This is a genomic window from Butyrivibrio fibrisolvens, from assembly GCF_037113525.1.
Lineage (GTDB): Bacteria > Bacillota > Clostridia > Lachnospirales > Lachnospiraceae > Butyrivibrio > Butyrivibrio fibrisolvens.
In genome coordinates this window covers 554,078-566,236 of record NZ_CP146963.1, presented here as the reverse complement: position 1 = coordinate 566,236, position 12,159 = coordinate 554,078, and the positions used below count along the sequence as shown (strand labels likewise).

9 protein-coding genes and 1 tRNA gene are annotated in these 12,159 nt (G+C 40.6%); all 10 read right to left on the bottom strand.

Annotation, left to right across the window (positions count from 1 at the left end; genetic code table 11):
- Positions 1 to 60: 60 nt before the first annotated feature.
- The 10 genes from WAA20_RS02275 to WAA20_RS02230 all read right to left on the bottom strand — a co-directional run bounded on the left by WAA20_RS02275 (position 61) and on the right by WAA20_RS02230 (position 12,149).
- Entirely contained in the window at positions 61 to 288 is a 228-nt protein-coding gene (locus tag WAA20_RS02275; RefSeq protein WP_073389041.1) for a hypothetical protein, read from the bottom strand.
- A 5-nt stretch (positions 289 to 293) separates the two neighbouring features.
- Entirely contained in the window at positions 294 to 1,499 is a 1,206-nt protein-coding gene (locus tag WAA20_RS02270; RefSeq protein ID WP_073389040.1) for a hypothetical protein, read from the bottom strand.
- 256 nt (positions 1,500 to 1,755) lie between these two features.
- Complete coding sequence (locus WAA20_RS02265) at positions 1,756 to 3,813, bottom strand: endo-1,4-beta-xylanase (RefSeq protein WP_073389038.1); 2,058 nt, start codon at positions 3,811 to 3,813, stop codon at positions 1,756 to 1,758.
- Positions 3,814 to 4,299: 486 nt separating this feature from the next.
- Positions 4,300 to 4,373: transfer RNA gene (locus WAA20_RS02260), tRNA-Pro, on the bottom strand.
- A 342-nt stretch (positions 4,374 to 4,715) separates the two neighbouring features.
- Positions 4,716 to 5,651 (bottom strand): ATP-binding cassette domain-containing protein, encoded by a 936-nt coding sequence (locus WAA20_RS02255; RefSeq protein WP_073389037.1) that lies wholly within the window; start codon positions 5,649 to 5,651, stop codon positions 4,716 to 4,718.
- Positions 5,635 to 6,771, bottom strand: coding sequence for an ABC transporter ATP-binding protein (locus WAA20_RS02250; RefSeq protein ID WP_073389035.1), 1,137 nt, complete (start codon positions 6,769 to 6,771; stop codon positions 5,635 to 5,637). Before WAA20_RS02250 ends, WAA20_RS02255 begins: the two co-directional genes overlap by 17 nt.
- Before the next feature lie 6 nt (positions 6,772 to 6,777).
- A complete protein-coding gene (locus WAA20_RS02245) occupies positions 6,778 to 7,857 on the bottom strand; it encodes an ABC transporter permease (RefSeq protein ID WP_073389034.1) in 1,080 nt (359 codons plus the stop codon).
- A 1-nt stretch (position 7,858) separates the two neighbouring features.
- Positions 7,859 to 8,794 (bottom strand): ABC transporter permease, encoded by a 936-nt coding sequence (locus tag WAA20_RS02240; RefSeq protein WP_073389032.1) that lies wholly within the window; start codon positions 8,792 to 8,794, stop codon positions 7,859 to 7,861.
- Between the two features lie 73 nt (positions 8,795 to 8,867).
- The gene (locus WAA20_RS02235; protein ID WP_330393661.1) at positions 8,868 to 10,565 is read right to left on the bottom strand and encodes a peptide ABC transporter substrate-binding protein; all 1,698 of its coding nucleotides are present in this window, start codon (positions 10,563 to 10,565) and stop codon (positions 8,868 to 8,870) included.
- A gap of 279 nt (positions 10,566 to 10,844) precedes the next feature.
- A complete protein-coding gene (locus WAA20_RS02230) occupies positions 10,845 to 12,149 on the bottom strand; it encodes a class I SAM-dependent rRNA methyltransferase (RefSeq protein WP_073389029.1) in 1,305 nt (434 codons plus the stop codon).
- Between the last annotated feature and the right edge of the window lie 10 nt (positions 12,150 to 12,159).

The following is a 12,159-nucleotide window of genomic DNA, read 5'->3' as shown; positions in this document are numbered from 1 at the left end:
TTAGGATATTTCTTATCCCAAGGTGCCTTATTATTTCCTGATCATTTTTTCCTGATCCTATTATCTTCCGTTGATCCTGAACGGACATCCCGGATAATAGTAATCTATTGGAGTTTTCTTATTTACTCTGTCCTGTTTATTAGTAAATACTATTCCTGTACAGGATAAAGAATCCACATTGCCTGTGAAATCACCCATGTTATTGGACTTATCAAGCATATATGCTGAAATAAATAAAGAAAAGCCAACTCCTACTATGAGACTTAATATAAACACGAATACTTCCATATCTATCAACCTCCATTTTGTCTCTTACTTACATAGCCTGTAAGACTTGACTCAGATGTAAGTCTTATTGACTTAAGAACTGTCTTAAGTTTTGTTATTCCTGCACCCAGTGCACAAAAGCTACCAACAACTATAGCTGCAATAAGCCTTCCAGTACTTTGATTACTGCTACTGCTATGTCCACCTGAATTAAGAAGTAAAGCTCCCAAGAGAGCCATTGCTATAAGAGTGATTATAATACCAAGTACCAGCACAACTCCTATAAAAAGCTCTTTGTTCCACGGAACGCCTCCAACAACCTTACCTGTCTGGCCATTAACAAGAATTGTATATGGTCTGTCTTTATATCTGAAGGTCAAAAACCATGCTGGAAGCATTGCTTTCATTGGTTCTGTGTTAACAACAAATTCAGGATTCTGATTTATGATCTCCTTGCTTGAACCTTTAACTGTATCTAACACAGCTGCATTAAACAGCTCTTTGGATCTTGCTGTTGCTGTATTACAAGCTTCTATTGGCTCAACGTCAGATATATCTGAGTAAAAGCCTGTAAGATAACCCTCATTAAAATCTCTAAGGCTTACCATGTTATAAGGTTCTAGTTTTACACTTGTATCATCGCTAAGCTTACGTGAAGCGTCTGTTGTCATGCGGTCAAATATGCAATATCCACTCCTGAGAGAATAGATCGAATAACTACTTTTTCCGCTTTTTATTCTTGATTTAACAACCATAGAATCTCTGTAAGCTACGTTTGTAATATAGTAGGGAACATAGATTCCTCTGATCAGTTCTGCATGAAAGTTCTTGATCTCATTAGGAATAAAGAATCCGGAATTAAGTCTCTTACGAATAAGCATCTCAGCCTGCTGCTTGGTGATCATAAAAGGAAGGATCTTTTTAGGTCTTTTAACCTTAGCAATACGTGAGAATACAACGTTAGGGCTTCCGCAATATACACAGAAGGTTGAAGCTTCTACACTATTAACAGATATCTCTGCTCCGCAGGCACTGCATCTATAGATCTGGCACTCCATATCATCCTGACCGCCATATACTTCGCTCTCTAAAACAGGCCCTTCCTCGTGGTACCCGACTTTAACCTGATATTCACTTATGTCAAAAGAGCTATCGCAGTACTCACACTGCAGGCGATTACTTCTTGGATCATATTTAATTCTTGCTCCACAATTTTTACAGGACAGTATCATATCATCATCTCTTTCTATTAAAAAATCCTTTTTCAAACGATTCAAATGATAAAGCAAAAAGCATTGAAATAACAGTGTTTCGGATAAATAAACATATTTATCGGATAAACAGCTTTCGTAAACCCGCGTCCTCGCTGGGGCCTGTTTGATCTTAATATAAAGTGGAAAAATGCATTAATTTTAAAAAGCCAGTGCTGACACTGCAGCACTGGCGTGTGATTGTTAACTTATGAGGAAGGTAATAATCTAAAAATGCTTAGTTAACAGAACATTCAATTGTTTCTCCAATTGAACCATTGCCCTGAACTCCAAATTCAACGCTCTGTCCTGTTGCAATTGTAGAGTTCCATTCTACAGGAGTGATCACATAGTAATCGCCCTGCTCGTCGATGTTAACATTCCAGCTTGCTGAAATTGTAACATCGCTCTTCTTAACTTTTACTGTCCATGTATTAACTGTGCTACCTGTGTTGCTTACTTTGAAGCTAACCTGATATCCGCTGCCCCAGTTATTGATTGAATAGGAAACGCTAAGTCCTGTAGCTTCAGGCTGAGGATCTGGAGTTTCAACAGGAGTTTCTGTTGAACCTGACTCTTCAGGTGTCTGTGTTGAAGAAGAGCTGTCGTTATTTACTTTCTCGAATACCCACTGCTGGTTTGTTCCGCCATTGTATGACCACTGGCAAACATTTGTTCCATCAGCTGTCTTCTTCTCATAAACATCGAGATACTTTGCAGCGCTTGTACACTTTGTTCCGATTGTGTAAACGCCGTTTGTGCCTGTAGCCTTAACTACGAACTGCTGAGCTGTTCCGCCGTATGCACTGTAGATACCTACATTTGTGCCGTCATCTGTCTCGCCGTTAGCAACATCAAGCATTACATTGCCAAGCTTATTTGTAAGTGTGATGTATCCGTCTGATGTATTAGTAACATACCACTTCTGAGCATCAACTCCTGAACCGGACTTGATAACAACATTCTTCCAGCCATCTGCATTATCTGCATCAACTGTAAGGTACTTCTGTGAAAGTGTGTTCTTGATGTAGTACCAGCCATCATCAATGTGTGCTGTCTGGTTAGGATTTGTTGTTGTGCCTGTTGATCCGCCAGTAGAACCACCTGTTGAACCGCCTGTTGATCCCTGACCAAATACTTCTGTATAAGCCTGGATTACCTTTGAGTATGCAGGCTTAGCATTACCTGGTGTTCTGAAAAGAAGTGGAGCTGCATTGCTGATCCATGTTGTCTGATCTGAAAGTCCCCACCATGTTACACCTGTGATCTTTCCACCACTCTTCTTGATAGAGTTGATGTTCTTGAAAAGGCTGTATGCATAGTTTGCAAGATCTGTATCACCCTTGTTTGTGATATCAAGCTCTGTGATCTGAACTTCAAATCCTGCATTTACAAAAGACTTAAGAGCTGTTGTGTAGTAATCTACTGAAGGGAAGTTTGTGCCAAGGTGTGACTGCATACCTACACCTGCGCAAACCTTCTTGCCCTGGTTGATGTAATTAACAAGTGTGATTACATCATTAACTTCCATGTATGTATTGTAATCGTTATAGAAAAGTTTTACTGAATCTGTAAGTTTGAAGTACTCAAGTGTCTCGTAAGCATAATTGAATGCTTTCTTTACATAAGAAGCGTTAGTCTTGTTGCTTCCATAAACAGCTTCCCATCCTGAGTTCTGTGCATGAAGGATCTCGTTAGCAACGTCCCATGCATATACAACACTGCCGTACTGGCTTGTGTATACATGGTTCATAACAGTCTTAACGTACATCTCAAGACGAGCATCCATTGTTGATGTGTTAACAAATCCGCTACCGCCATTGAATCCGTTTCTGAAGAACCATGAAGGAGTCTGTGAGTGCCATACAAGAGTATGTGCTCTCATCTTAAGACCATTCTGATAACAGATCTTCATAACTTCATCTACTGTGTTGAAGTTGATCTGAGGTACATATTGTTCTTTGTAATTATCCGGGATGTAATAGCCCTGATTCTTAGCCTGAGAAACTGAGATAAGTCTTGCTGAGCTTCCAAGAAGTGCATCAGGCTTCATCTCATTCTCAAGAGTGATACTGTTGTAATCTTTCTTGAGAGTTGCAAGAGTATTTGCATCTCTAAGCTGATAAAGATTGATACATGTTCCTGAATAACCGTAAGTAGTACCGTAGGTGTTAAGAAGTGTTTCGCCTGCTGCGCTTGCATCAACGTTGCATGTAAGACCGATCGCACATACAAGAACAAGCATAAGCATTATCTTAGCGACAACGCTGTAACACTTTTTCATTGATTTTGTCATTTGTGTTTTCCCCTTCTTTTGTCATTAATACCAGAACAATAAAAAATATTTATTTCTGATACACCTTCTTCTCCCAAAGCGCCAACCTGAGCGCTCAACCCCCTGGAACAATATTAAGTTTTCTGTGCTCGAGCACCCTCATTCTAGCAATTATCACAGTTGCGCACTTCCCAATAATTGCGACTTTGTTTACAATTATTGCGATTGTTGTAATATACCCCTTGACAAATTAAATATTTTTCACAAATACGAAATAATTATTTGAATAAAATGCACAAAAAGATAGCTGTAACGCTGAATATATCTACAGTTTTACAAACATGTATTTTTGTTAAGCAAAACTTGACAAATATTATTTATTTATTTTAATATATACAATTAGTATATTTTTATACTTCCCTGCATGAAACTTTCATATTCAAAGTTTCAAGAAACAATTACACAAAAATCAGGTTTTGCATAAATGCAAAACCTGATTTTTTGTAGTCGAGGCGACAAGATTCGAACTTGCGGCCTCTGCGTCCCGAACGCAGCGCTCTACCAAACTGAGCCACGCCTCGATAATATATATTATACTCTCTAAAGAGCGCTAATGGTTATATATAAACGAAAGGATACTGCACTGAATGGGTGGAACAATATAAATGGTGCTGCAGTGCGACTGTAAATCATCCGAAGTACATGAAGCCCGCTTTGAAATCCTTTCGGTTTTGCTGTGAGTCATCAATAAATCAAACAAAAATACTATTCAAAAAACATCCATCTCAACAGCATTATGAATAATACAATAACACTATCTGTAGTGTCAAGCATTTTTTCTTAAAAAACAATAATTTTTGTACGCAGCCCGATACTGCGTACAAAAATAAGTGTTCATTAAAATCAGGTACCCATAAGCCCTATCACTTGGTCCAGTCTTCAAACTCCTTGTCCGTGCACTTTACAAAGTGAGTGCCGCTCACAAGATGCTCTGTACCCTTGTTGTAGTCTATACCTGAAGTCTTGTAATCGTAGTTTATTGCTTCGCGGTTTTTCTCAAGCTCAGGGTTAGGGATTGGTATCGCAGACAGAAGGCTTTTTGTATACGGATGAACCGGATTACTAAAGATCTCATCTGTTGTCCCTGTTTCCAAGAGGTGACCAAGGTGAAGTACTCCGATCCTGTCAGAGATATACTTGACCATGGAAAGGTCATGAGCTATGAACAGATACGCTGTCCCTAGCTCTTCCTGGATATCCTTCATAAGGTTTACAACCTGCGCCTGAATAGAAACGTCGAGTGCTGAGATACATTCATCTGCTATTACAAGCTTTGGATTTAAGATAAGGGCTCTTGCAATGCCGACACGCTGTCTTTGTCCGCCTGAGAACTGGTGCGGATAACGGTCTGCATGCTCCTTGGCAAGTCCTACCTTTTCAAGTATGGCTTCAACCTTTCTATCTCTCTCGCTCTTTGTTTTGCAGATATGGTGGATATCAAGAGCTTCTCCAATGATATCCTTGATCTTTTTCCTTGGGTTAAGAGAAGCCATGGGATCCTGGAATATCATCTGCATCTGGGTCCTTAGATTCTCTTTCGTTTTACCATTTAGCTTTCCTGATATGTCCATTCCGCAGAAGTTTATCTTGCCTTCTGTCGGATCATAGAGTCTTATTATACTTCTACCTATAGTAGATTTACCTGATCCTGACTCGCCAACAAGTCCGTAGGTTTCGCCGGGATAGACTTTAAAGCTTACATTCTCTACAGCCTTAACTGTATAGGTCTTGCTTACAGGAAAATACTGTCTTAGTCCCTCTACTTCAAGGAGAGGCGCTGCGTTATAATTTGCTGCCATTTGCCTGTGCCTCCTTTTTCATTCTTTCTATTCTTGCTTTAAGCTCGTGTGGCATATCAACCTTTGGAGCTCTCTTATCAAGAAGCCATGTAGCTGCAAAGTGAGTATCTGTTACCTTGAACATTGGCGGCTCAAGCTTATCGTCAATCTCAAGAGCATAAGCATTTCTTGGAGCAAAAGCATCACCATTTTTCTCATGAAGGAGGTTTGGAGGTGATCCCGGGATCGTATAAAGTCTGTCGTCATCTGTTCCAAGATCAGGCATGGCTGACAAAAGTCCCCATGTATAAGGATGCTTGGGATCATAGAATATCTCATTTATATTACCGACTTCTACGATCTTACCTGCATACATAACGTTTACATAATCAGCGACTTTAGCTACAACGCCAAGGTCATGTGTTATGTAGATTACCGCTATGCCTCTTTCCTTCTGAACCTTCTTGATAAGCTCAAGGATCTTGGCCTGAATATTAACGTCAAGAGCTGTTGTAGGCTCATCGCATATAAGAAGATCTGGATTACAGGAAAGTGCTATTGCAATAACAACTCTCTGTCTCATACCGCCTGAAAGCTGGTGTGGATACTGCTTCATTCTCTTTTCAGCATCTTCTATACCAACCTCTTTCAAGAGCTCAATAGCTCTTTTGCGAGCATCCTTCTTATCAATCTTATAGTGCCAGATCATACCTTCTATGATCTGCTTGCCTATAGTCATGGTAGGATCAAGGCTTGTCATGGGATCCTGGAATACCATTGCCATCCTGCGGCCGTTGATATGCTTTCTAATCCACTTCTTGTCCATCTTGAGGATATCAGCTTCCTTCCACGTAGCCGTTTTATCCTCATCAGGGTTATAGTCGATTCCGCCCTTATTATCACGGTATCTGTAGATGATCTGTCCTGAATTAACGGTAGCATTCTTGGCAAGGATTCCCATTGCAGCACGCATTGTTACTGACTTACCTGAGCCGGACTCACCAACGATGGCAACAGTCTCACCCTGGTACAGATCTATATTCACGCCGCGGATCGCATGTACATCTCCTGCAGTTGTCTTAAAGGTGATGTCAAGATCTTTGACATCAAGTATTTTTTCTTTTTTCTTATCTTCACTCATGTCAGGTCACATCTCCTTTAACTTAGGATCAAGAGCTTCTCTGAGTCCGTCAGCAACAAGGTTGAAGCTCAGCATCAGAAGAGCCATTACAACGATAGGCGGGATAATCTGATAAGGATGAGTAGTAAAACTGTTAAATCCTTCAGAGATCAGTGATCCCAGTGAACATCTTGGTACAGGAATACCAAGTCCTACAAAAGAAAGAAATGCCTCTGTAAAAATAGCTGTAGGAATTGAGAACATAACCTGAGTAATGATAGGTCCGATTATATTAGGAAGAACTTCACTAAAAATGATATGCATGTTACCTGCTCCAAGAGTTCTTGATGCAAGTACAAATTCCTGCTCTTTGAGTTTGAGCATCTCAGCTCTGGCTATTCTGCTCATTCCAACCCACTCAGTAAGCATAAGCGCTATGATGATCGTGATCATACCAGGCTTAAATACAAGAAGGAGAAGCGTAACTATTACAAGCCTTGGAATGCCGTTGGCAATCTCTAAGATTCTCTGAAGGACCATATCGACCTTACCGCCAAAGTATCCTGAGATAAGACCATAGCTCATTCCTATGATCATGTCGATTATAGCTGCCGCAACTGCGATTATCAGTGAAACCTGAGCACCTGACCATGTTCTTGTCCAGATGTCTCTTCCAAAGTTATCGCTTCCAAACCAGTAGAAAGTATCTGCAAGCTTTTTTTCAAAATAGTAGTTTACAACCTTGGTTCCTGATGTTGTCCTGATATTCTCATGTCCGTCAAAAAAGCCTGTGTTCTCGATTATAGGAATTCTGGGCGCGAGATTTTTGAGCTCAAGGTTCTGACCTGAATAGGTATACTCATTCATCACAGGTCCTACGAATGCAAAGAAGGTAATAACCAGTACAAAAACAAGTCCAAGTACCGCACTCTTCTTGCGCCAGAACCTTGCTACAACCTCTTTCCAGAAACTCTGGGATGCAAAGTTTGTATCTACAAAATCATCACTGCTTTTTTTCTTAAGTTTGAAATCCGCCTGCGTAGGGATGTAGGAATCCGACTTTACAACCCGGATATCAGATTCTTTTTTTAATGCCGCTTCTGACATATCAGTCTCCCTCCTTTGCCACACGGATTCTCGGATCGATCACACCGTAGAGGATATCAACTACGAGCATGATGCCAATGTACATTGCTGAATATATAAAGCTAAGAGCTATAACCACGTTATAGTCATTAGACTGGATTGCGTTAACAAGTAGCGAACCAACCCCAGGAATAGCGAAGATCTTCTCAACAACGAGTGAACCTGTCATAAGATCAACAACAAGGGGCGCCAGAACTGTAATGATCGGAATAAGGGCATTTCTAAGTGCATGTGCAAAGACAAGCTTGTTACCTGAAAGTCCCTTAGACTCAGCCAGCAGCATATAATCTGATCCCAGTACTTCTATCATTTCTGCTCTTGTGAATCTTGCGATCGAAGCCATGGTGAACATAGACAGTGATACTGAAGGCAGTACGCTCGATCCTATGACGTCTTTAGATGAAAAGAGCATCGGGAACCAGTCAAGCTTAAATCCAAATTGATAGGAAAGTGCCAGCGCAAATACATATGAAGGAACAGATACACCGATTACTGAGATAATTGTAGCGATCGTATCCCAGATAGTATCTCTTTTGAATGCTGCAAGGAGTCCCAGAAGAAGGCCTACAACAGCACCTATAAATACAGCTGCGAATCCAACTCCTATTGATATAGGAAGTCTTGAAGCAATAAGCTGTGTGATAGGAGTATTCTTGGAAATCTTATAACTTACTCCAAGGTCACCCTTAAACATATTGATTACGTAGTGGAAAAACTGAATTACTATAGGTTTATCAAGGCCATATTTGGCATATAGTGCAGCTCTTTGTGATTCATTGAGCTTCTCATCATTAAATGGTGAGCCCGGCATCAGCTGCATAAGAATGAAAAGAATAAGTGTAATAGCCAGTAATGTGAATATTGCTGTTACTACTCGTTTTAATACGTATTTTTTCATATCCGCCCCAAAAGAAAACGCGAAGAAAAGTAATGAATCACTACCCTTCTTCGCGCAGCAATTTTTTTAGTTTTTAGTTTTTAGTTGCGTTCTTGTAAACTCTGTTAAGAGCTACCGGATGGAACTCAATTCCTGAAACATTTGTAGAGATAAGCTCTGCATTGCACTGTGTATAGAGAGGGAAAATAACTGCCTCGTCCATTACGATCTTCTCAGCATCGTAAAGTGCCGACCAGCGAGCCTGTGCATCCATAGCTGTAGCACCTGTTGTACACTCAGCGATGATAGCATCGTACTCAGAATTACTCCAGAAACCATAGTTGTTGGAATTGTTAGTAACCCACATGCCAAGGTATGTCATAGGATCTGCATAGTCAGGACCCCAACGTGTAAGACCAAGTTCGAAGTCGCCATCCTGCATACGCTGTACTCTTTCCTTCTTAGGCATCTGCTGAAGTTCAACAGTAAGACCTGGAAGTGTTGTCTCGAGCTGCTCCTTAACAACCTGAGCTACCTTGATAGGAGCATCATCAGCATCGTGGATCATTGTGATAGTGATCTCTGAAACGCCAAGTTCTTCAAGTCCCTTGTTCCAGTACTCAAGAGCTGCATCAGCATCATACTTACATACATCTGAGAACATCTCCTGATCTGCAGAGAAGTCTGATCCGTCAGGGCCTGCTGCAAAATCCATAGGAACTGCTGTATATGTAGGAGCTGAACCATCCTTAAGTACGTCTGTAGTGATAGCTTCACGGTTAAGTGCCATTGTGAACGCGTAACGGATGTTGAGGTTCTGAAGCTCTTTAACTTCCTTGATGTTAGGGCTGATGTACCAGAGGTATCCTGCACCGATTGCCTGGAATGCAGCATCATCTTTAACCTGATCAACCTGCTCACCGTTTACAAGGGTTGTATCAAGATCGCCGCTCTGATAACTCATAAGAGCCTGCTGTGAATCCTGGATTACCTGATAGTTAAGACCTGCAAGCTGAACAGAATCTGCTCCGTAGTAATCAGGGTTCTTGGTAAGGTGGATAGTTGTTGCTGCAGGCTGATAATCATCGAGAACAAATGCACCATTAGAAAGTGTTGTCTCAGGGCTTGTAGCAAATGTATCTCCGCAGCTTTCAAAGAATGCCTGGTTTACAGGATAGAATGTAGGGAAGTACATAAGACTAAGGAAATAGCTAACAGGAACATTGAGCTTAACTTCAAGAGTCTTGTCATCAACAGCTGTTACACCAAGTTCTGACTTGTCCTTGGTTCCGTCAATGATCTCCTGTGCATTAACGATCTGACCGATATCGCTGAGCATATAAGAATACTCAGAAGCAACTTCAGGATCTACAGCTCTCTGCCATGCAAATACGAAATCTGCTGCAGTTACAGCTTCTCCGTTGCTCCAGTTAGCATCGTTTCTAAGGTGGAATGTGTATGTAAGACCATCTTCAGATACATCTACGCTCTCAGCAATAGCATTAACAGCCTGTCCGTCTGCATCCATCTGCATAAGACCATCTGTATAATCTGCGATAACTTCGAATGATGTACCATCTGTTGCCTGCTGAGGATCAAGTGATTCAACAGGTGTTTCAAGCATGATATTAAGATCTGATGAACTGTTTGCACCGCCATTTGGAGTTGAACCAGAATTGTCCTCGGTTGTATTTTCTGTATCTGACACTCCGTTTACAGCAGAACTTCCGCATCCAATCACGCTAAGCGCAAGGGTTGACGCCAGCATGACTGACAATAACTTCTTCTTCATAATCATCCTCCTTTAGTGTTATATACATGTATACAATCTGTGATTTATAAACATACTAAGCGCATAAATATGCGGATGTCAACAAAAACTTTTACGCTTTAAAGTGTTTTTGCTTAGACGCGTTTAATCAATAGAGCACAAGACCTTGATTTCACTGTATTTCTGGGTTTTTGAAATTTTTTCTTATGTGAAAAGAATTTTTTCGACAATTGGAATATTGCATGTAGAAAATATCAGAATAAAAAATCTCACGCAATTTGCACTGCGTGAGATATCGGATTATATTTCATCAACCACCTGAAAGATGACAAACTTCAGATAATAAGATGTGTCATTAGCCCAAAGGATCGGATGATCAGGGCCCTGCTGGCGGAACTCTATCTGGCGAAGGCGCTTATGAGCATCCTTGGCAGCTTCCTTAATAGTCTTAAGGAAGAGGTCTTCATCCATAAAGTGTGAGCAGGAACATGTTGCAAGATATCCGCCATTTCGTACAAGGCGCATACCTCTTATGTTGATCTCACGATAGCCTGTTACAGCCTTTTTGATAGATGCACGTGACTTTGTAAATGCAGGCGGATCAAGGATCACAACATCGTAAGATTCTTTGGAAGCTTCAAGCGCAGGGAGAAGCTCAAATATATCTGCGCACTTATACCCTACAACGTTCTTATCAGCATCCTCGTCAGGAAGGGAACCATCTTCAAATTTCTTAGCAGTAAAACCGTTAAGCCTTGCATTCTCCATAGCCTGATCTATTGCAAGGTCAGATGCATCAACAGAAAGAACAGACTTAGCACCACCTGCCATGGCGTTAAGACCAAATGATCCTGTATGTGTGAAGCAGTCCAAAACCTTGGCATTTCTGCATATAGGTCTTATTGACATACGATTAAGCTTCTGATCAAGGAAGAAACCTGTCTTCTGTCCATCTTTAACATCAACAATATATTTAACGTCATTTTCAATTATAGGAACATTGGTATCAAACTCTGCACCTATGAAGCCTTTAACACGCTCAAGACCTTCAAGCTCACGAACCTTGGCATCACTTCTTTCATATACTCCTCTTATAGTGATACCGTCCTTTTGAAGAACTTCTTTGCATATATCTATGATAAGCTCTTTCATCTTGTCAGTTCCAAGTGCAAGAGACTCGATTACCAGACAATCGTTGAATTTATCTATAGTTATGCCAGGAAGAAAATCCGCCTCACCGAATATAAGACGGCATGAATCAGAAGTTACTCCTTCATATCTGAAGAGGCCATCTTCAAATCCATAGATATCTTTTCTGTATTTCCAGGCATTCGCAACCCTTGTTCTGATAAGGCTTTCATCAACCTTATTGTCCTTCTTTCTTGACATAAGACGGACTCTGATCTTTGAAACATTATTTATAAAACCGTATCCCAGGAAGAAGTCATCAAAATCGTGAACTTCTACGATATCACCATTTTCATACTCTCCTGTGATCCTTGCTATCTCATTATCAAATACCCAAAGGCCACCTGCCTTTATAGTACGACCCTCGCCTTTTTTCAAAATAACCTTTGCATCTGATATGGAAAAAATATTACTCATAAAAAACCTT